This is a genomic window from Pseudomonas svalbardensis, assembly GCF_030053115.1.
In the GTDB taxonomy this organism is placed as follows: domain Bacteria; phylum Pseudomonadota; class Gammaproteobacteria; order Pseudomonadales; family Pseudomonadaceae; genus Aquipseudomonas; species Aquipseudomonas svalbardensis.
Map to the genome: position 1 here is coordinate 5222054 of NZ_CP125619.1, position 21125 is coordinate 5243178.

Sequence of the window (21125 nt, forward strand, 5' to 3'; positions counted from 1 at the left end):
GCAAATCAAAGCGACCGCGCAATAATCTCCTTCATGATTTCATTGGTCCCCGCATAAATCCGCTGCACCCGCGCATCCGCCCACGCCCGGGCGATCGGGTATTCCCACATAAAACCGTAACCGCCATGCAACTGCACGCACTCGTCGAGCACCTTGCATTGCAGGTCAGTGCCCCAATACTTGGCCATCGCCGCGGTCGGCACGTCGAGCTTGCCTTGCAGGTGCAGTTCCAGACAGCGATCGACGAAGACCCGACCGATCTGAATCTCGGTCGCCATCTCCGCCAGTTTGAAGCGGGTGTTCTGGAAGTCGGCGATCGCCTTGCCAAATGCCTTGCGCTCGCGGGTGTATTCCAGCGTCCATTGCAGCGCTGCTTCAGCCGAAGCCAGCCCGCCGACGGCAACGGTAAGACGCTCTTGAGGCAATTCCTGCATCAGGTACGCGAAGCCCATCCCAGCCTGCCCCAACAGGTTTTCCTTTGGCACACGCACGTCCTGGAAGAACAGCTCCGAGGTGTCCTGAGCCTTCATGCCGACTTTTTCCAGACGCTTGCCCTTGGCGAAGCCTGGGGTGTCGGCTTCCACCAGAAACAGGCTGGTTCCTTTGGCGCCGGCCTTCGGATCAGTCTTGGCCACAACAATCACCAGGTCAGCGAGAAAGCCGTTGGTGATGAACGTCTTCGAACCGTTGATCACATACTCGTCGCCATCGAGCACCGCGGTGGTTTTCACCCCTTGCAGGTCGGAACCGGCACCCGGTTCGGTCATGGCAATCGCCGTGACCATCTCGCCAGACACCAGTTTCGGCAGGTATTTGTGTTTCAGCGCTTCACTGCCGTAATGCAGGATGTAAGGCGCGACGATGTCCGAATGCAGGGAAAAACCGATACCGGTCAAGCCGAGACGACCGACCTCTTCAATCACCACCGCGCTGTAGAGAAAGTCCGCCCCCAGGCCGCCGTATTCTTCCGGCAGATGCGAGCACAACATCCCCGCCTCCCCTGCCTTGTTCCAGAGTTTGCGGTCGATATAGCCTTGTTTTTCCCACTGCCCATGGAACGGCACGGCCTCTTTTTCGAGGAACGTTCGCACGCTGTCGCGAAAAAGTTCGTGCTCGGAGCTGAACAAGGTTCTGGGGATCATGCGGCACCTGTCGTTATTGTTAGCCGGAATTGACCTTCAGAGACTATGCCTCGCATCCGATACAGGACACTGGACACATCCGACAAAAAATAAGACGATCCAGCCGTCTGGTGACCACTTTCCCCTATAAGAATAAAGTTGAATTATGTCTAACCAAGTCTCCACGCCCTTGCGGCGCGTCAGCATCCTGGCTATCGACCGGGTTTTCGCTTCCACCCTCATGCAAGCCAAGGATTTCTTCCATCTGGCCAGCCTGCGTTACGGCAAACAACTGGGCCAAGGCCTGACTCCAGCGTTCGAAACCCGTCTGGTCAGCCCCGACGGCAAACCGGTGAACAGCTTCAGTGACGTGATCATGCCGGTGGACGGCGGCCTGGAAAACGCCGACATCATTGTCCTTCCAGCCTTCTGGGACGATTTCGACACCCTTTGCCAACGTTATCCACAGGTCCTGCCCTGGCTGCGTCAGCAACATGCTCGCGGCGCAGTGCTCTGCGGCGAGGCCACCGGGGTGTTCTGGCTGGCCGAGGCCGGACTGCTCGACGGCAAGGAAGCGACCACTTACTGGCGCTTCTTCAATGCATTTGCCGAACGCTTCCCACGGGTTCAGCTCAATCAGGACAAGCACCTGACCGATGCCGACAACCTGTATTGCGCTGGAGGAACCACCTCGGCCTGCGACCTTTACATTTACCTGATCGAACGCTTCTGCGGCGCCAACGTGTCTCAGGCCGTGGCGCGGGACATTCTCTATGAAGTGCAGCGCAGCTACTCGCCAGGACGAATCGGTTTCGGCGGTCAGAAGCTGCACCAGGATGTGATCATCCTGCAGATCCAGCACTGGCTCGAAGAACACTTCGCCGACAAATTCCGTTTCGAAGACGTGGCTCGCGAACACGGCATGAGCATCCGCAATTTCATGCGGCGCTTCCAGACCGCCACCGGCGACAAGCCGCTGCATTACCTGCAACGACTGCGCATCGAAACCGCCAAGGGCTTGCTGTCCGGCAGCCGCAAGAGCATCAAGACCATCAGCTATGAAGTCGGTTACGACGATGCAAGCTTCTTCGCTCGGTTGTTCCGCCAGCACACGGAGTTGTCGCCAAACCAGTATCGACAGCAGTTCCAGCAAGCTGCGTAGGCAGCTGACACAACACAAACCGATGTGGGAGCGGGCTTGTGGTGAGCCTCAGGATTCGGGCACAAGGATCTTCAGCGCACAAAAAAGGGCCTGCATTTGCAGGCCCTTTTTTATTTTCCGAAATGTCCTACGGCTTATGCGCCCGGGACAGGAATTCGTGAGACTGCATTTCCAGCAGACGGCTGAGCGTGCGCTGGAACTCGAAGTTCAGGCGACCACCGGTGTAGAGGTCTTTGAGCTCGACTTCAGCGGAAATGATCAGCTTCACGTTGCGATCGTAGAACTCGTCGACCATGTTGATAAAGCGTCGGGCGATGTCGTCGGTGGTGACGCTCATCTGCTCGACGCCGCTGAGCAACACAGCGTGGAAGATCTTGCCAAGTTCGATGTAATCGTTCTGGCTGCGCGGGCCGTCGCAGAGTTCGCGGAAGTCGAACCAGGCCACGTCATCGCAGGTGCGCAAGGCACGGATTTCGCGGTTCTCGATCATCAGCACATCGTTCTCGATGGCTGCCGTGCATTCCGGCGTCAAGGCGCGGAAGCTCTTGCGCAGGCTTTCGTGGGACGCATCATCCAGCGGAAAGTGGAACAGCTCCGCTTGCTCAAGGTGACGCAGACGATAATCGACGCCGCTGTCGACGTTGACGATGTCGGTATTCTGCTTGATCAGCGCAATCGCCGGCAGGAAGCGCGCACGTTGCAGGCCGTCCTTGTACAGACCGTCCGGCACGATGTTCGAAGTCGCGACCAGGGTCACGCCGTTCTTGAACAGCTCTTCCATCAGCGTGCCGAGGATCATCGCGTCGGTGATGTCGGACACGAAGAATTCATCGAAACAAATCACCCGGGCTTCGTCGGAGAAGCGCTTGGCGATGATGGTCAGCGGGTTTTTCTCGCCGCCAAGGGTCTTCATCTCTTCGTGCACACGCTTCATGAAGCGGTGGAAGTGAGTGCGGACCTTTTCCTTGAACGGCAGCGCTTCGAAGAAGGTGTCGACCAGATAAGTCTTGCCGCGACCGACGCCGCCCCAGAAGTACAGACCCTTGACCGGTGCCGCGTCTTTCTTGCCAAACAGTTTGCCGAACAGGCCCGGTTTGCTGTGCGAGGCCGCGACCAGATCGTCGTACAGGCGCTGCAAATGGCGCACCGCAGTTTCCTGCGAAGCGTCATGGAAGAATTCCGGGCGTTTCAGATCAGCTTGATATCGTTCTAGGGGCGTCATAATTCGTTAGCAAGGCAACAAAAACGGGCCGTCACTGTAGCGACGGCCCGTGGGAATGGCAATCGGCCCTTGGTCGGGCCGAGCCGCTGATTTATTCCTGGACCGGCGTCAAGGCCACACGCAAGGCGTCGATGGCGACGTCGCGAGCAGCGCTGTCGGCGAAGGCCGGGCTGTCGCCGACGCACTCGCCTTCCAGCCAGACGCTGAAGCTCAGGTCTTCGCTGCGCACGTCCAGAGGCTGGCCGGCTTGCAACTGCTTGGTCACCTGACCGGCGGTTTTACCGTCGGCAAAGTTGCGCGACAGCAACAATTGCTCGCCATCGGCCGCCAGCAGACGGAAGCGGAAGCTGCCATCGTCTTCACGAAAACTGACGAAACGCGCGGCTTTCGCGGCTTTCTTCTTGGTGGTGGCCGCGACTTGGGTCTGGGCAACGAAAGAGCGCAGGCCGACCGCTTCACGCAGTTCGTGAAGGAACGGCGTCGCAACGGAGCGGGCCTTTTTCGCGCCGATCTGCAAGATATCTTCCAGGTCTGCCGGGCGTTCGATCAACCGGTGATAGCGCTCGCGGGACTCGCCCAGTTCGCTGTCGAGCAGTTGGAACAGACGATTTTTCGCCTCGCCCCAACCCAGGCCCTGCAACAATTCGCTGCGGAATTCGTCGGCCTGCGCTGGGGTGGCGAAGGCCTGGAACAAAGTGAACAGGTGCGAGTTGTCCGGATCTTTGGCTTCGCCCGGCGCGCGGGAATCGGTGACGATCCGCGAAATCGCGTCCTTCATTTCCTTGGCGCTGCTGAACAACGGAATGGTGTTGTCGTAGCTCTTCGACATCTTGCGACCGTCGAGGCCTGGCAGCGTGGCGACGCTTTCTTCGATCAGCGCCTCAGGCATGGTGAAGAATTCTTTGCCCTGACCGAACAGATGGTTGAAACGCTGGCCGATGTCACGGGCCATTTCCACGTGCTGGATCTGGTCACGACCGACCGGCACCTTGTGAGCGTTGAACATCAGAATGTCCGCGGCCATCAGCACCGGGTAGCTGTACAAGCCCATGGTGATGCCAGCGTCCGGGTCTTCGCCGGTTTCAACGTTCTTGTCCACCGAAGCCTTGTAGGCGTGGGCGCGGTTGAGCAGGCCCTTGGCGGCAACGCAGGTCAGCAGCCAGGTCAGCTCGGGAATTTCCGGGATGTCGGACTGGCGATAGAAGGTTACGCGGTCCACATCCAGGCCACCGGCCAGCCAGGTCGCGGCGATTTCCAGACGCGAGCGCTGGATGCGCAGCGGGTCATCGCATTTGATCAGGGCGTGGTAGTCGGCCAGGAAGTAGAACGAATCGGCATTGCTGTCACGGCTGGCGATGATCGCCGGACGGATAGCGCCGGCGTAGTTGCCCAGGTGCGGCGTGCCGGTGGTGGTGATGCCGGTGAGGATACGGGTACGAGTCGTCATGGGTAATCGCTTGTCAGACTGCAATCAATTCGAAAGGCGCGGCAGGATCAGATCCTTGAGATCGGTCAGCTTGCCATGAAAAAAGTGTCCGCATTCTGCCACTTTCAGCAGCTCATGGGGGCGCTCGAGTTTCGAGGACCAGTCGTAGACGGCTTGCGGATCGATGACTTCGTCGGTTTCCGGCTGGATCAGCGTTAGCTCGCCTTGCTGCGGCAGTTGATCCTGATCGCCCAGGCGCATGACCGCTGGCGCAACCATGAACAAATGCTTGAGCTGTTCGCCCTTGGCTTCCAGTCGTCCGCCGAGACTTGCTGCAACAAAACCGCCGAAGGAGAATCCGAACAGCGTCAGCGGCAACTCGGGGTGTTTGGCTCGTAGCCATTCGGCCACCGCCTGGGCATCATCGACTTCGCCCGTGCCCATATCGTGGGTGCCTTCACTGGCACCCACGCCGCGATAATTGAAACGCAAAGTAATCAAACCGGCATCGCGCGCGGTGCGCTGCAAGGTCGAGACGACTTTGTTGAGCATGGTGCCGCCCTGCACCGGGTTCGGGTGGCAGATCAGCGCAACGCCGCGCGGCTGCTCATTATCCAGATACAAAGCTTCCAGTTGACCGACCGGGCCATCAATCACTACAGGGGTTTCGCGCATAAGCAAGGAAGGAACTCCGTGACCTCGAATCGGGTCGACTCGTCTAGCAAATTGTCTGTGCCAATCTATTGCGAGTGAATCGCGGTATACAGCGCAGGTTCGAGCCGTTAACGTAAAGCAAAGCCGTTTATAGAGGAAGGACTCGTGGAACACTCGCTCTTAGTTTGGTTGTTGCCGACTCTTGCCCTGGTTGTGGGTGTCGCCATTGGTTTCCTGATCGCTCGCCTGGTGCCGAATGCCGCTCCTAGCAGCACACAACGTCAGCTGGATGACGTTCAGGAACGTTTCGACAGTTATCAGAACGAGGTGGTCACCCACTTCAATAGCACTGCAACACTGGTCAAGAAGCTGACTCAGAGCTATCAGGAGGTGCAGGATCACCTCGCCGAGGGTGCCAACCGCCTGGCCCTGGACGAGCAAACCCGCCAACGCCTGCTGGCCTCCCTGCACGCCGACGCGGCAGTGGCCCCACGGGAACGCCTGACGCCGCCGCGCAATCAGGAGCCGCCTCGTGATTACGCCCCCAAAGCCCCGAACGCGCCGGGCATGCTCGATGAGCATTACGGCCTGAAGAAGTAATCAGGTTTCGCGCGATACAAAAAAGCCCGCCCGATCTGTTAAGGATCGGGCGGGCTTTTTTACGCCTGGGGTTCAGTCAGGCTGTTACTGGTACTGCTGAGTCGGTTGCTGATACTGCTGACCCGGAATCGCCTTCAGGTTGACCTCGACCCGGCGGTTCTGCGCCCGACCATTGACGTCACCGTTGCTGGCAATCGGGTTATCCGGGCCGGCACCGCGAGCCGACAGGTTGGCACCGCTCACGCCCTGAGACGTCAGGTAAGTGGCCACGCTCTGGGCGCGACGCTGGGACAGGTCCATGTTGTGCTGGCGGCTGCCGGTGCTGTCGGTGAAACCGACGATCTCGATCTGGTTCTGACTGAACTCCTTGAGCGAGCCTGCCAGATTGTTCAGCGGCTGGTAGAAACTCGACGCGATGTTCGCCGAATCGGTAGCGAAGGTGATGTTGCCCGGCATGATCAGTTTGATCTGATCCCCCTGGCGCTGCACTTCCACCCCGGTGTTGGCCATGCTGGCGCGCAGCTTCTTCTCCTGCTGGTCGGCGTAATACCCGTAACCAGCGGCGGAAGCACCGACAACGGCAGCGCCAATCAGCGCGCCCTTGCCACGGTTGTCGTGACCGATGGCGGCACCGGCCAACGCACCGGCCAGAGCGCCGAGGCCGCCGTATTTGGCGGTTTTACTCATGCCCGTGGAACCACCGTCGGCCTGGCCCTGGTTGTCGTAAGGGTTAGGTGAGGCGCAGCCAGACAGCAAGGCCACAGCCGTAGCGACAATAATCAAACGCTGCTTGGTGAACATGAAGAGCTCCTACTTTTTGCATTCTGTGGTGCAACGGACTAAGGCATTAAACCTTCGCGGGCGTTGGATCATTGCAGATGAAAATAATTCCGCCACGCCCCTCACAACGTTAGAAATCACGCCCGCACAAAAGGGTTCTCGCGCATTTCATCGCCCAGACGCGTGTCGGGACCATGCCCGGTTACCACCGTCGCCTCTTCGTCGAGGGTATACAGCCGCTGCTTGATCGACCGCACGATGGTCGCCTGATCGCCACCCCACAAATCCGTGCGCCCTACCCCGCGACGAAACAACGTGTCACCGGCAATCAGCAGCTTAGCCTCTGAAAACCAAAAGCTCATGGAGCCCGGCGTATGACCTGGCGTGTGCAACGCTACGCCGCAACCGCACGCCAGTTCTTCATCATCGGCCAACCAGCGATCCGGCGACGGCACCGGCGTGTAAGGCACACCGAACATCTGGCACTGCATCTCCAGGTTGTCCCAGAGAAATTGATCTTCTTTATGCAAATGCAGGGTTGCGCCGGTTTTCTCCTTCAACTGACCGGAAGCCAGGAAGTGATCGAGGTGCGCATGGGTATGAATGATGCTGACCACTTTCAGGCCTAGTGCGTCGAGCCGCGCGAGGATCAGTTCGTGATTACCGCCCGGATCGACCACGATGGCCTTTTTGGTGATCGGGTCGCCGATGATCGTGCAGTTGCACTGCAACGGGCCGACGGGGAAGGTTTCGCGGATGAGGGCTGTATTCGGGGTTTGCATGGGTTTAATCCTGGTGCCAAGGCTGGGTACTGCGGTTGTGATCCGCAAAATTGATAGGTTATCCTCGCGCCGCGCCTATTTTGAAACAAGACGGCAGGAAGCCAATGCCCGGTTCAAACGACTCTAGAAGCGTTTTTTAACGCTCAGCCCAAAAAGGATAATCCCATGCAAGAAGACTATCTCCTTCGTCAGGACATTAAAGGTATCGAAGCCTGGGCACAGGTCTGAACCATGCCTGAGATCCCGGTAGACTTCAGCTGTAAAACGACCTGCGCGTTTGTGGCAGGACGCTCGCACCTCAAGACTCAAACGCCTTGCCAGGACTATGTCGCGGCCAGAGAGTCCAACGAGGTGACCTGCATTTCATTGGCCGATGGGGCTGGCTCCAGAGCCAAATCCGAAATCGGCGCTCAAGTAGCGGTCACGGCTACCCTGGCCTTTGTCTGCAAAAACTTTGAAAGCCTCTGGCAAAACATGGACAAACACAACGCGAAGGCAGCCCAGCGACTGGTTAATCGCTGCCTGGACGCGTTCAGACGCAAATCTGCAAAGCTTGGCGGCGATATCAACGACCTGGCTTCTACCTTGTCGTTCGTCGCTTACTCACGAGGCCGCTACCTGGCAGGTCACTTGGGCGATGGCGTCATCGCAAGCGTTGATGCGGACGGACAACTTCTGGTCCTTTCTCATCCAGAAAATGGCGAGTCGGCCAATACCGCCCCGTTGCTGACTGACCATAAAGCGGCGTCGCGGCTCAGGTTGTACCGTGGGCAAATCGAAGCCACGACTGGCTTCGCGATCATGAGCGACGGCACCACAGAAAGCCTCTATGACAAATCCAGCGGCGTCCCCGCCCCGGCGATCCAAAAGCTGCTGGAATGGAATGCAACGTTGCCCAGAAAAAAAATGAAGGAAGTGTTGGGTGATAATTTGCAACAGTCCATTGCCAGTAAAACCGGAGATGACTGCTCCATAGGCTTACTGTCGATCCTGAAGCACTCCGTCGACGTGGGGCAGTCATCCGGAGTGACTGTCTCAGAGGAGAAATGACCGAAAACTTCTGATCGCAAGGCCCAACTTGTTTCGGAGGTCTTCAAACGGCGATTACTGCAATACACCCAACTCTTTTGCCCTGGCGACCGCTTGCGTGCGCCGTTCAACCCCAAGCTTGCTGTTGATATGGCTGGCATGGGTTTTCACCGTGTGCAGCGAAATGAACAGCTGGTCGCTGATCTCCTGATTCGAACAGCCTTGGGCGATCAGTCGCAGGACAGCCATTTCCCGCGTACTGAGTTGTTCCGCCGCAGTGGATGACTCCGCGGGACGGGCTGCCACTGTCGGAAGCTGTTCTGAAAGGCTCTGTGAAACGGGTGTCGGCGCACTGAGTTGAAGTTGTCCACGCAGCCAGTCCGGATGTTCAGCCAACAACCTGTCAAACGGTTGCAGCACTCCTCCGGCCGCAGCTTCCAGTGCCTGACTAAAGGCCTTACGGGCTTCGGGTTCGCGCCCGCCCCCCAGCAACAACGTCACTTTCTGAGTCAGTGCCATCACGCTGAGCAGTTGCCTGCCCGTTTGCTGCCCATGCTCTAGCAACGCATTCAATCGTCCTTCGGCCAGCATCGGCTGCCCCTGAATGACCTCCAGCAAGGCCTGTTGCAACTCGATATGCAGCGGCAGTTGCGGATGAAACTCCGGAGGGGCTGCCGCGTGTTCACCGTTATAGGTCTGGCCCAAGCGAGCGAGCCAGGCTTCGGCCAGATCGGTACGCCCCTGCGCCAGCCAGAGTTCGCATTTGACCAGGGTGATCATCGCCAGGTAGTAGATCGGTGGCACGTCCCAGATGTGCATCAGGCGCTCGGCTTCGGCAAGTTCAGCGAAGGCTTTGGCGAATTCGCCGCTGCTGCCCTCCAGCCTGGCGATCACGCAGTGGCCGATCAATACGCTGATATCACGACAGGCGCGTGCTTCATTCAAACCGGCTTGCAAGCGTGCCCGCGCGGCTTGGGGCTGCAAGCGCAGGGCTAACAAAAAGCCTTCGTACAAAGTCAGTCGGGCGCGTACGGCATAGAGCCGTTGCGGGGATAACCGTTGCAGGCGTTGCTGCCCCTGGCGCACTTCATCCAGCGCACGAAGGATTTCCCCTCGTGCTTGCAGCACGCGAGCGCGGTCGTAATGGGCCAGCGCTTCGAACAGCGGGTTGCCGACCCGTTGCGCCAACTCCAGAGACTCACGGTTCAACCCGCGGGCACGCCACAAGTCGCCGTCGGCAATGGCCAGGTTGGACAGGGTCGAGAGGCACATCAGGCGCTGCCCGTAGCGTTTGGCGGGCAGGCTCTCCTGCGCTTCGGTGCAGTAGAGCAGCGTCAGCTCACGATTGCCGCGCCCGCGAGCGATGATCCCGCTCAGGGCCAGCCATTGCGCCAGCATGGATTTCTGCGCAGTGGCGGACGGGGCCGGCAGGAAGCGGCTCAAATGACTGGCCAGTTCCTCGGCGGCGTCCAGCTGACAAGCCAGCCCCAACGCCCAGCTGTACAACACGATCAGCCGTGGTGTGCTGATCAGCAGGCTGTCGGGCAAGTCCATTTTCCAGCGCAGCAACATGCCGACGTTCTGTTCGGCCAGCAGTTGTTCTTCGGAGAGGTTCTGCACCAGGTTCGCCGCGACGTCCAGATGCCCGGCGCGCAATGCCTGCTCCACCGCTTCATCGAGCAGCCCCTGGGCATTGAACCAGCGACAGGCGCGCAGGTGCAGGCTGGCCGCCGGCACCATCGCTTGCGCGGTAGGCCGGGTGCGCAACAGGTCGGAAAACAAGTGGTGGTAGCGGTACCAGTGACCGTTTTCATCCAGTGGCACCAGGAACACCTGATGGGCCAGCAGAAAACGCAGGATCTCGGCACTGTCATGGGCTTCGCGAACGGCGTCGCACAGTTCGCTGCAAAAGCGTTCCTGAGGTGCTGTGTCGTAAAGGAATGACTGCACCTCGGCGGGCAGACAATCGATGACTTCTTCCAGCAGATAATCGCGGATCAGCCCTTCCCCGCCATGCAGCGTCTGCGGCAAAGCACCCTGGGTACCCGCTTCGGACGCCGCCAGTAGCCAGAAACGCAGTCCGGCGACCCAACCTTCGCTGCGCTGGATGAGGCTCTCCAGCGCTTCGCCGCGCAAGGAACTGCTATGACGATCAAGCAGGGTCAAGGCTTCATCGTGAGTCAGGCGCAAGTCCTGTTCATTCAACTCGAGCAGTTGCCGTGACAGCCGCAGGCGCGCCAGATGCCAATCTGGTCGCTGCCGACTGGTGACCATGACCAGCAAGCCGTCAGGCAGGTGATTGAGGAAAAATTGCAGGCAGCGATCGAGAACCGGGCCCTGTGCCAGATGGTAGTCATCCAGCACCAACAGCAGAGGCGTACTTGCAGACAAGTGCACGGTCAACTCATCGAGCAAACCGTCCAGCCATTCTTCAAAGGCAAACGGTTGATGCCGCTGGCGCATTTTCAGCAGGCCCAGGGACTTGCTGCCCAGTTGCGGAAAAAAGTCCTGGAGGCCTTCGAGCAACCGCTCGAGAAAACGTCCGGGATCGCTGTCTCGCGGACTCAACCCCAGCCACAGACTTTGCCAGTGAGCCGGCAAGCCCTGACAGAACTCCACCGCCAACGAACTCTTGCCAAACCCCGCCGGTGCGCTGACCAGCAACAGCCTGCCACCGAGGCCCGCACTCAGGCGCTCGCACAGACGAGGCCGCAGCACATGGCCGTCGGGCAATGGAGGCCGAAAAAAACGCCCGTCCAGTACCGCGATGGCAACGCTTGCAGGGCCCGGGTGTGGGGACAGATCAGTCATGGCCGGCTCTTGTTTGAATGGCGGTTGGCGGCGTTGCAGATGTCCGCAGCCTAGCGGTAAACGAAGAGGGAATGAAGGTTATTGCTACAAATGGCTACAAAAAGAATACAAGCAGAAGTATCCACTTGATCTGCACTCACCTTGTAGCAGCTGTCGAGCCTGCGAGGCTGCGTTCGGCTGCGAAGCAGTCGTAAAACCTGAATGCAAGGTTGTCCTGAAGCACCGCAGCGTTTGACTTCACGACTGCTCCGCAGCCTCGACAGCTGCTACAGCTGCTACAGCTGCTACAGCGATCTTTGTGAACTGAAAAAAAAACGCCCCGAACCAGTCGGGGCGTTTTTCGAGGATGCGGCCTCTGTTCAGGGCAGCTTAGCGAACACCCTCCTGGCGCAGAGCCGCCGGAGTGAAGTCGCTGGTGGTGGCAGTGAAGCCAAAGTCATACGCCGATTTCTCTTCGTTCTTCATGCCCAGTGCCAGGTAGCGGCCCGATTGCAGGTCGTACAAGGTTTCCAGGGTGTACCACGGCACTTGAACGTTGTAGTAATTCTGGGAGTGAGCTTCCGCCACACGCCACAGTTGATTACGACCGTCGTAGTGGTCGATCACGGCCGCTTGCCAGGTGTCTTCGTCGATGTAGAAGTCACGCTTGGCGTAGATGTGACGCTGACCTTCCTTCAAGGTAGCCACCACATGCCAGACCCGACGCAGCTCGTAACGAGTCAGGTCCTGGTTGATGTGACCGGCTTTGATGATGTCGTCGTACTTGAGTTGCGGCGAGTCGAGTTTGTAGGCGTCGGAGGCGATGTACATCTCTTTCTTGCCTTCGAGTTTCCAGTCGTAACGATCCGGTGCACCGTTGTACATGTCCAGGTTGTCGGAGGTACGCAGGCCATCGGCTGCGGTGCCCGGCCCGTCATAGGACACTTGTGGTGCGCGACGCACACGACGCTGACCGGCGTTGTAGACCCACGCCGAACGTGGCTCTTTTACCTGGTCGAGGGTTTCGTGCACCAGCAGCACACCACCGGCCAAACGTGCCGGCGCGGTCACTTTCTGCTTGAAGTAGAACAGGATGTTGCCCGGGTTCGCCGGATCGTAATCCTTCATCTTGTCGCGGAACACGAACTGGTCCTGGAAGTACACCAGGCTGTACGAACCGTTCGGCTGCGGCGTGGCCTGGGTCACCAGACGGGTCACGCTGCCACCGCGATAGCGGGTAATGTGGTTCCAGATGACTTCCACGCCGGTCTTCGGAATCGGGAATGGGATTGCGGTTTCGAAGTTCTCCAGACCGTTGCCGCCGGACACCAGGTTAGTGGCGGTGGCGTTTTTCTTGATGGAGGCAAACACGGCATCCGGCACGGTCGCGCCGCGATGGGACGGATAGACCGGCATTTTGAAGGTTTCCGGGTAGCGCTTGAACATCGCGTACTGGCCCGGTGCGAGTTTGTCCTTGTACTGGTCGACGTTCTGCGCCGTGATGGTGAACAGTGGTTTTTCACTGGCGAACGGGTCGGACAGGAAACCTTTGCCGTCGACGGTGCCGGCGTTTTTCGCCATTGGCTTCCAGGCCGGGATCGAACCGTCGGCGTTGCCCGCCATCTCGGCGCCCATCGGGGTCAGGCTCTTGCCCAGTTTGTCCGCTTCGGCCGCAGGGACCGCAGCCATGACGCTGGTCGCCAGCAGCGTAAGCCCCAGAAATCCAGCGTGGAACAGACTCTTTGTCGTTTTCATAGGTGTGTTCGTCCTGAAAATACAGTGCTTAGAAGTTCACGCCGAAGCTGAGCGCAACGAAATCGCGGTCATCGACGGTGGTGTACTTGCCATCAAAGAAGTTGGTGTAAGCCAGGCTCGCGGTGTAGGTGTTCTGGTACTCGGCATCGACGCCCAGGCTCACCGCTTTGCGACCTTCCTCGAAGTTGCCGCCAGGGCCAGGCGAGTAGCCTTCCACGTCATGAGACCAGGCCACGTTCGGCTTGAGGTTCACACCGGCGAATACGTCGTTGTATTCCCAGATGGCACGACCGCGGTAACCCCAGGAGTTTGCAGTGGTGAATCCGTCGTTTTCACAGTAGCGGCTCACGTTGTTTTGCGGTCCGCCTGCCAGGGTGCCGGTGTTCAATGTCTGGCACTGACCACCTGGCAATGGACCAGGGCCGTAGCTCGGGTCACGGCCGTAACGCGCTTTGTTAGTGCTTTCCAGACCACCAACGTGAGTAAAGCCGACCTCGCCCACCAGAGTCAGCCGCTCAGCACCCATCACCTGGTCGAAGAAGTGAGTAAGGGTCGTCTGCAGTTGGGTGACTTCCTTGCGGCGATAGCCTTTTTGATCCGCCCCTGGCGTACCCTGGAGCACGGAAACGTTAGGGTTCAGAGGCGTCAGACCGGAAAATAGAATGTCAGTGGTGTTGAGCTGAACCGGAGCATTCGGCCGGTAGCTGACTTCACCACTCCACGCAGTACCTGTAGGTAATGTGGTCGAGAAGCTCAAGCCATACAGGCGAATATCTTCAGGGTACTCGACGTAGTAGCTGGAGTTACCGGCCACATTCAATGGCAACAAGGTCGGTGCCAGGTTACGCGCGACAGCGAGAGGAACACCCCTGGCCACCAGCGAGCCCACCAGGCCCGCCGCGCTGTAAGCGCTCGCCGGAGCACCTTTGCCGCTGAAAATCGGCGCACGGCTGTGGTAGTTCATGAAGTAGGCGCCGAACTCGGTGTCCAGCGGATCGAACATGTATTTGAAGGACACGCCAAATTGACCGCTGTCACGGGCATCGCGATCCGGACCGCGACGAACGATGACACCTTCATCCGGGTCACCCCAGGTCACGCCTCTGGCAGCCAGGGTGTTGATGCTGGCATTACGCAACGAAGCCGGCAGCCCCGCAGCCGTCAGTGCGCTGTTGAGCCCGTTACGGGTGCGCAGTACGGCCAGGTTGTTGTCGCAGCCATCCGAAATCACGTCCGGTTGCGAGAAGAAGGTGCCGCAGTTGTCGGTAACGGTCTGGTCCCATTCGAGCTGGTAGAAGGCTTCGGTCGAGAGGTTCTCGGTGAGGCTCTGCGAGACGTAGAACATGTTGACCGGGATCAGGCCTTCCTTGATCTCGGCACCTGGACGACGGAACGCGGACACGTCGATCGGGTTGATCGAGTTGATGCCGCCGCCGATGAAGGTACTTTCACCCCAGCTTACTACTTGCTTGCCCAGACGCACGGAGCCCGGCTGATCGGCAACGGAGTAGTTGTGGTAGACAAAGGCGTCGAGGATCTGGCCGCCGGAGGACTTGGCGCCTTCCTTGCGGTTGCTGTCGCTGATGTCCTTGAACGGACGACTTTCGTCCTTGAGTTCGAAGTCGTACCAGTATTTGCCACGGACGAATACGCCGGTATCGCCATATTTCAATTCGAGGTCATGGATGCCCTTGAAGATCTTGGAGAACGTTTCGCCGCTCTTGAAGTTCAGGTGACCATCGTCGGAGGTCTGGGACAGGCCACGGCCGCCGTTGTTGACGCCGATGAGGTTCTTGTTGGCACTTTCAGTAGACCAACTGGCACCGATCGACAGGGACGAGTCGAACTGACCTTCGATTTCACCAACGTTGAAACTGACGCCGAATGCTGGCCCGGCGAGCGTAGAGGCAAGACTGACCGCCAGGGGCAGTTTCGCCCGGCGCCAGAACTGGTTTACTGATGTCATCGACGCTACTCCATGTGCATTATTGTTATGGCAGTGAGTACTTCTAAAAACGCTGTGGATGACTGGGAGCCAAGGTATCCCTAAGTCATGCCAAAGTTGCATCGCCCCGGTGTGTGCGTTTGCTCCGTTCTTAAAAATCCTTGAGCGGACTATAGCCAGCAGGTAGTACTGCTTGATCCCTCTAAAGTGTGATTTGCAGCTACCGACCACTCTGGAACAGTCCTTTGCCAAGCCGACGCCCGTCGGCACGGCAAGGATGGCTGAAATTTCAGATTTGACAAGCCAAGCGCTTGCTTGGTGGGGCTGGCGTGCCCTTTTGGGCACGCCAGGTGACGCTTAAAGCGTCGAGAGGAAGGTGCTGTTGTTGGCTTGCCATTCGGTGATGTCGACGCGAATGCGCTTCTTGTCGAGTTTACCGACACTGGTCTTGGGAATTTCAGTAACAAGGGCGATCTGGCTCGGGATGGCCCACTTGCTCAGGTGCCCCAGTTCCACGAACGGTTTGAGGTGTTCCTTCAGTTCTTTGGCCCCGATCTCATGGCCTTCGCGGACCACCAGCAGTGCGAACGGACGTTCACCCCACTGCGGATCGGCGATGCCCACAACTGCTACTTCGCGTACCGCAGGGTGGCGACTGATCAAGTCTTCAAGGTCCAGGGAGGAGATCCACTCGCCGCCGGTCTTGATCACATCCTTGATCCGGTCGCGAATGTCGATCACACCCATGCTGTCCAGGGTCGCTACGTCACCGGTGTGCAGCCAGCCCCCGGCCCAGAGCTCGGCGCCCTTTTGCGGTTCGTTGAAATAGCCCTCGGTGAGCCACGGCGCACGCAGCACCAGTTCGCCTTGGGTCTCGCCATCGGCGGGCAGGAAGTTGCCGTCGGTGTCGACGATCGCCGCCTCCACCAATGGCCCCGGCACACCGGCCTTGATCCGGTACGTGGTGCGTTCGTCTTCGGTGCCGGCCATCAGCTCGTCGTTGAGGTGCGCGCACGAGATCAGCGGTCCGGTTTCCGACATGCCGTAAGCGGCGGTCAGCTGAATGCCATTGGCCTTGGCGGCTTCGTACAACGTGCGGTTCAACGCACTGCCGCCGATGACAATTTTCCAGCCAACAAAGTCGGTGCCTTGCGCGGCCTTGGAATTAAGGAGCATTTGCAGAATGGTTGGTACGCAATGGGAAAAAGTGACCTTCTCCTTGCGCCACAGCTCCACCAGGTATTCCGGGTCATAACGACCGGGATAGACCTGCTTGAGCCCGAGCATGGTCGCTACATACGGCAGGCCCCAAGCGTGCACGTGGAACATCGGGGTGATCGGCATGTAGACATCGTTGGTGCCCAGCAAACGCACGCTGTCGATGGCGCCCATGATGGTCGACACGCCCATGGTGTGCAGCACCAGTTGCCGATGGGTGAAGTACACACCTTTGGGATTACCGGTGGTGCCGGTGGTGTAGAACGTGGTCGCGACCGAATTTTCGTCGAAATCCTGAAAGTCGTACTGCGTGCTCGCCGCCGCCAGCAACTGCTCGTACTCGCCGATGAGGTTCGGCAGGTCGGCGGGACTCGAAGGCAGGTCAGTCAGCAGCAGGGTTTTCTCCACCGTGGTCAGGTGCCCGGCAATCGCCTGATACAACCCGACGAACTCGCTGTTGACCAGCACAAAGCGGTCCTCGGCGTGGTTCATGGTGTAGAGGATTTGTTCCGGAGACAGCCGCACGTTAATGGTGTGGATCACCGCGCCGATCATCGGGATGGCGAACATGCATTCCAGATAACGATGGCTGTCCCAGTCCATCACCGCCACGGTATCCCCGGCCTTGACGCCGGCCGCCGTCAGCACGTTGGCCAGCCTGGCGACCCGTTCGATCAGGGTCGGATAGCTGTAGCGCAACTGGTCACGGTAAATGATCTCGCGGGTTTTTTCATAACGAGCGCCGGACATCAGCAGCCGTTTAATCAGCAGCGGATACTGGTAAGCGCCTTCGGCTGGAGGGATAACGCGAGTCTGCAACATAAGAGTCCCTTTTCTGACTGCACGGTCGTGGCTGAAAGTAAGCACTTTAGTGGTCTTGGACGCCAGCCAAATCAGCCAAAGGAATGATTTGCAAAGTCGTGCAAATGCTAGCGTTGCGCCAGCACCTGCTGGTATTTCTTATCCATGACTCATAGCGCGATCAATGCATCTCGGTAAACGCGAGTTTCACACCGATGGCGATCAGTACCGCGCCCATCGTCCGATCGAACCAGTGGCCCATCCGGGCAAAACCTGCGCGCACGCGCTGCTGGCTGAACAGCATCGCCACCAGGCAAAACCACACAGCGGTGGCCACCGCGAGGTAAATGCCGTAGCCCGCCTGTACCGCCAGCGGCGTGTGCGGATTGATCACCACGGTGAACAGCGAAAGGAAGAACAGCGTCGCTTTCGGGTTCAGACCGTTGGTCACGAAACCCGACGTGAAGGCGCCGCGAGCAGTGCGCTCGCCCGCTTCCTTGTGCAGATCGTCAGCCGCAGGTTGGGCCGGCTGTGCTCGCAAGGCCTTGAAGCCGATGTACAGCAGGTACGCGGCGGCGGCCCATTTCAGGGCATTAAACAACACGATCGACTGGGACACGATCAGGCCAATGCCGAGCAACGAATAGCCGACGTGCAGGAAAATGGCCGTGCCGACACCCAGCGCCGTCCAGGTGCCAGCGCGACGACCATGGGTCACGCTCTCACGCACCACCACGGCAAAGTCCGGGCCGGGGCTGGCCACGGCCAGCAAGTGAATCAGGGCAACGGTCAAAAACTCTGTCCAGTACATGGGGGATCCTTTTGGCCAAGCGTAACTGTTTGTTTCATCTGGTAGGCTCGGCAGATTACGCCTTCAGTTCATTGCACAAAAGGTACAGTTGATGACGAACACTCACCGCGCCGTTTTCCTCGACCACCCGTCCCTGGACCTGGGTGACCTCGACCTCAGCCCGCTGCAAGAGTGTTTCAGCGACTTACAGCTTTTCGCCCAGACCACGCCGGACCAGGTGATCGAACGCCTCAAGGGCGCCACCGTTGCCATCAGCAACAAAATCCTGATCGACGCCGCCGCCATCGCAGCCAGCCCCGAGCTGAAGCTGATCCTGATCACGGCCACCGGCACCAACAACGTTGACCTCGCCGCCGCCCGCGCCAACGGAATTACCGTCTGCAACTGCCAGGGTTACGGCACGCCCTCGGTGGCGCAGCACACGATCATGTTGCTGCTCAATCTGGCGACGCGCCTGGCCGATTATCAAAAGGCAGTCGGCGAAGGTCGCTGGCAGCAGGCGAAACAGTTCTGTCTGCTGGATTACCCGATTGTCGAACTGGAAGGCAAAACCCTCGGCCTGCTCGGTCACGGCGAACTTGGCGGCGCGGTCGCACGACTGGCCGAAGCCTTTGGCATGCGTGTACTGCTCGGCCAGATTCCCGGGCGCCCTGCCCGACCGGATCGTTTGCCACTGGAGGAGCTGCTGCCGCAGATCGACGCGCTGACCCTGCACTGCCCGCTCAACGAACACACCCGCCACTTCATCGGAGCCCGTGAGCTGGCCTCGATGAAACCCGGTGCATTCGTGGTCAACACCGCACGCGGCGGCCTGATCGACGAACAGGCCCTGGCCGATGCCTTGCGCAACGGTCACCTGGGCGGCGCGGCCACCGACGTGTTGAGCGTCGAGCCACCGACCGCCGGCAATCCGCTGCTGGCCCAAGACATTCCACGGTTGATTGTCACCCCGCACAATGCTTGGGGCAGTCGCGAGGCACGCCAGCGAATCGTGGGCCAGTTGACCGAAAACGCTCAGGGATACTTCAGTGGTAAAGCGCTGCGGGTCGTCAGTTGATAGACTGCGGCACTTTTTTCACAGGAGCAGAGTATGGATCCGCGCAGTGAAGTACTGCTTCGTCAGGCCGAGTTATTCCAGGGTTCGGTGCTGCTGACCGGTTTGCCCGCCGATGATCTGCTGGGCCGTTTGCCCGACGCTCATGGCTGGTGCTGGCATGCCGGCGATCAAGCAGCGCTGGATGCCCGCTTCGCCGAGCGCAGCCATTTCGGCGTGAATGCACCGGAGCGCGCGTTCGACACCGCCGTGGTGTTTCTGCCCAAGTCCAAGGACCTGACCGACTACATCCTCAACGCCCTCGCCTCCAGACTGGCCGGTCGTGAACTGTATCTGGTGGGTGAAAAACGCAGCGGCATCGAAGGTGCGGCCAAGCAACTGAACCCCTTCGGCAAACCGCGCAAGCTCGACAGCGCGCGGCATTGCCAGCTGTGGCAGGTTACCGTGGCCACTGCGCCAGAAGCCAAGTCCCTGGAAAGCCTGGCCCAGACTTATGAGTTGCCGCTGGCCGAAGGTCCGCTAAAAGTCATCAGCCTGCCGGGCGTGTTCAGCCACGGTCGGCTGGATCGCGGCAGCGCGCTGTTGCTGGAACATTTGGACAAATTGCCGAGCGGCCATTTGCTGGACTTCGGTTGCGGTGCCGGTGTGTTGGGAGCAGCGGTGAAACGTCGCTATCCACACAATCAGGTCACCTTGCTTGATGTGGATGCCTTTGCCGCCGCCAGCAGTCGCCTGACATTGGCTGCCAACGGTCTGGAAGCTGACGTGATTACCGGTGACGGTATCGACGCAGCACCGATGGGCTTGAGTGCAATTCTGAGCAACCCACCCTTCCATGTCGGGGTTCACACCGACTACTTCGCTACCGAGAACTTGCTGCGAAAAGCTGCTAAACATCTGAAAAATGGTGGAGAACTGCGCTTGGTAGCCAACAGCTTCCTGAAGTATCAGCCGCTGATCGAAGAGCATCTGGGCGTGTGTGCGATCAAGGCTGAAGGACAGGGTTTCAGAATCTATCGGGCCAAACGCGGCTAGGTCTTCTTTTTAAAAAAGAGGCTTGCCCAATCGGATTTGTCTAGGCAGAATCCGCTCCGTCCTAGGGGAGTAGTCTCCCACGAGCGCCATGCTCGTCCGGCATACGTCAACATACTTGGTCAACAGACCATGGCGTATGCGACCAAGCGTCCGCATCAGACGGATCGCAGGGTTTGACAAGACCTATGACACGAACACCTTACCCGGGGCGGGAAGGCTGTACGTGTCATAGCCGTGTCGACCCGCCCCTTAGGAAAACCCTGATGCTGGACTCATTTCTCGTTCCCACCGCAATCGTTGCCTTGGCCGAAATCGGCGACAAGACGCAACTGCTCGCGCTCATTCTCGCCGCTCGCTTTCGCAAACCCTGGCCGATCATCGCCGGCATCGTCGCTGCAACCCTGGCCAACCACGCGGCCGCCGGCGCGGTAGGTGCCTGGGTCGGTAGTTTCTTCTCGAATGCGACGCTGCACTGGATCCTCGCCGCGAGCTTCACCGCGACCGCATTGTGGACCCTGGTGCCGGACAAGATGGATGACGACGAAGCCAGCACCGCCCGCAAGTTCGGACCGTTCCTGACCACGTTGATCGCGTTTTTCCTTGCGGAGATGGGCGACAAGACTCAAGTCGCCACGGTGATGCTCGCTGCGCAATACCCGGAGCTGTGGCTGGTGATCATCGGCACCACCGTCGGGATGTTGATTGCCAACGTGCCGGTGGTTTTGGCGGGTAACTTTGCCGCGGATAAATTGCCGTTGACCCTGATCCGTCGCCTGGCGGCGTCGGCGTTCTTCATCCTCGCCATTGTCGCGGTGTACAAGGCGATGCAGAGCAGCGGTTGGGCTTGATGCGGTAGGCCGTCAGACCGCGTTATCGTTCTTCGCGAGCAGGCTCGCTCCCACAGGTGATCGCGTTCCAATGTGGGAGCGAGCCTGCTCGC

Annotated in this window: 17 protein-coding genes and 1 riboswitch; of the genes, 6 read left to right on the top strand and 11 right to left on the bottom strand. The window is 59.2% G+C overall.

The window, feature by feature from the left end:
* Positions 1-5: 5 nt before the first annotated feature.
* Positions 6-1142 carry an acyl-CoA dehydrogenase family protein gene (locus QFX16_RS24060; protein ID WP_283181612.1) on the bottom strand — a complete coding sequence of 379 codons (1137 nt, stop codon included), beginning with the start codon at positions 1140-1142 and terminating at the stop codon, positions 6-8.
* A 244-nt stretch (positions 1143-1386) separates the two neighbouring features.
* Between QFX16_RS24060 and QFX16_RS24065 the strand changes: the two genes are divergently transcribed.
* Positions 1387-2283, top strand: a complete 897-nt coding sequence (locus QFX16_RS24065; RefSeq protein WP_173860460.1) for a GlxA family transcriptional regulator — start codon at positions 1387-1389, stop codon at positions 2281-2283.
* Positions 2284-2410: 127 nt separating this feature from the next.
* On the opposite strand, the gene zapE is transcribed toward QFX16_RS24065, so the two are convergent.
* The 3 genes from zapE to QFX16_RS24080 form a co-directional block, all read right to left on the bottom strand.
* Entirely contained in the window at positions 2411-3505 is a 1095-nt protein-coding gene (zapE, locus tag QFX16_RS24070; protein WP_283181613.1) for a cell division protein ZapE, read from the bottom strand.
* Between the two features lie 91 nt (positions 3506-3596).
* The gene (locus QFX16_RS24075) at positions 3597-4952 is read right to left on the bottom strand and encodes a tryptophan--tRNA ligase (RefSeq protein ID WP_283181614.1); all 1356 of its coding nucleotides are present in this window, start codon (positions 4950-4952) and stop codon (positions 3597-3599) included.
* A gap of 24 nt (positions 4953-4976) precedes the next feature.
* Complete coding sequence (locus QFX16_RS24080) at positions 4977-5606, bottom strand: alpha/beta hydrolase (protein WP_283181615.1); 630 nt, start codon at positions 5604-5606, stop codon at positions 4977-4979.
* A gap of 144 nt (positions 5607-5750) precedes the next feature.
* Here QFX16_RS24080 and QFX16_RS24085 point away from each other — a divergent pair, with 144 nt between their 5' ends.
* A complete protein-coding gene (locus QFX16_RS24085; RefSeq protein WP_283181616.1) occupies positions 5751-6185 on the top strand; it encodes a Z-ring associated ZapG family protein in 435 nt (144 codons plus the stop codon).
* A gap of 84 nt (positions 6186-6269) precedes the next feature.
* On the opposite strand, the gene QFX16_RS24090 is transcribed toward QFX16_RS24085, so the two are convergent.
* Both QFX16_RS24090 and QFX16_RS24095 read right to left on the bottom strand, forming a co-directional pair.
* Positions 6270-6986 (bottom strand): YiaD family glycine zipper/OmpA-like lipoprotein, encoded by a 717-nt coding sequence (locus QFX16_RS24090; RefSeq protein WP_283181617.1) that lies wholly within the window; start codon positions 6984-6986, stop codon positions 6270-6272.
* A 116-nt stretch (positions 6987-7102) separates the two neighbouring features.
* Complete coding sequence (locus tag QFX16_RS24095; protein ID WP_056740859.1) at positions 7103-7747, bottom strand: MBL fold metallo-hydrolase; 645 nt, start codon at positions 7745-7747, stop codon at positions 7103-7105.
* A 231-nt stretch (positions 7748-7978) separates the two neighbouring features.
* On the opposite strand from QFX16_RS24095, the gene QFX16_RS24100 reads away from it, so the two are divergent.
* Positions 7979-8797, top strand: a complete 819-nt coding sequence (locus tag QFX16_RS24100) for a PP2C family serine/threonine-protein phosphatase (RefSeq protein WP_283181618.1) — start codon at positions 7979-7981, stop codon at positions 8795-8797.
* 54 nt (positions 8798-8851) lie between these two features.
* Here QFX16_RS24100 and QFX16_RS24105 read toward each other — a convergent pair whose 3' ends face one another.
* The 5 genes from QFX16_RS24105 to QFX16_RS24125 form a co-directional block, all read right to left on the bottom strand.
* Positions 8852-11587, bottom strand: coding sequence for a winged helix-turn-helix domain-containing protein (locus QFX16_RS24105; RefSeq protein WP_283181619.1), 2736 nt, complete (start codon positions 11585-11587; stop codon positions 8852-8854).
* A 369-nt stretch (positions 11588-11956) separates the two neighbouring features.
* Positions 11957-13321: a DUF1329 domain-containing protein gene (locus tag QFX16_RS24110; protein WP_283181620.1), complete on the bottom strand. Its 1365-nt coding sequence runs from the start codon at positions 13319-13321 to the stop codon at positions 11957-11959.
* Positions 13322-13349: 28 nt separating this feature from the next.
* Positions 13350-15287, bottom strand: a complete 1938-nt coding sequence (locus QFX16_RS24115) for a DUF1302 domain-containing protein (RefSeq protein ID WP_283181621.1) — start codon at positions 15285-15287, stop codon at positions 13350-13352.
* A 336-nt stretch (positions 15288-15623) separates the two neighbouring features.
* Entirely contained in the window at positions 15624-17306 is a 1683-nt protein-coding gene (locus tag QFX16_RS24120) for a fatty acid--CoA ligase (protein WP_283181622.1), read from the bottom strand.
* A 160-nt stretch (positions 17307-17466) separates the two neighbouring features.
* Positions 17467-18096 carry a LysE family translocator gene (locus QFX16_RS24125; protein WP_046048281.1) on the bottom strand — a complete coding sequence of 210 codons (630 nt, stop codon included), beginning with the start codon at positions 18094-18096 and terminating at the stop codon, positions 17467-17469.
* A 91-nt stretch (positions 18097-18187) separates the two neighbouring features.
* Between QFX16_RS24125 and QFX16_RS24130 the strand changes: the two genes are divergently transcribed.
* The 3 genes from QFX16_RS24130 to QFX16_RS24140 all read left to right on the top strand — a co-directional run bounded on the left by QFX16_RS24130 (position 18188) and on the right by QFX16_RS24140 (position 21033).
* Entirely contained in the window at positions 18188-19153 is a 966-nt protein-coding gene (locus QFX16_RS24130; protein WP_283181623.1) for a 2-hydroxyacid dehydrogenase, read from the top strand.
* A gap of 33 nt (positions 19154-19186) precedes the next feature.
* Complete coding sequence (locus tag QFX16_RS24135) at positions 19187-20185, top strand: methyltransferase (protein WP_283181624.1); 999 nt, start codon at positions 19187-19189, stop codon at positions 20183-20185.
* A 51-nt stretch (positions 20186-20236) separates the two neighbouring features.
* Positions 20237-20360: riboswitch (yybP-ykoY riboswitch) on the top strand.
* An 88-nt stretch (positions 20361-20448) separates the two neighbouring features.
* Entirely contained in the window at positions 20449-21033 is a 585-nt protein-coding gene (locus tag QFX16_RS24140; protein ID WP_283181625.1) for a TMEM165/GDT1 family protein, read from the top strand.
* Positions 21034-21125 lie beyond the last annotated feature (92 nt).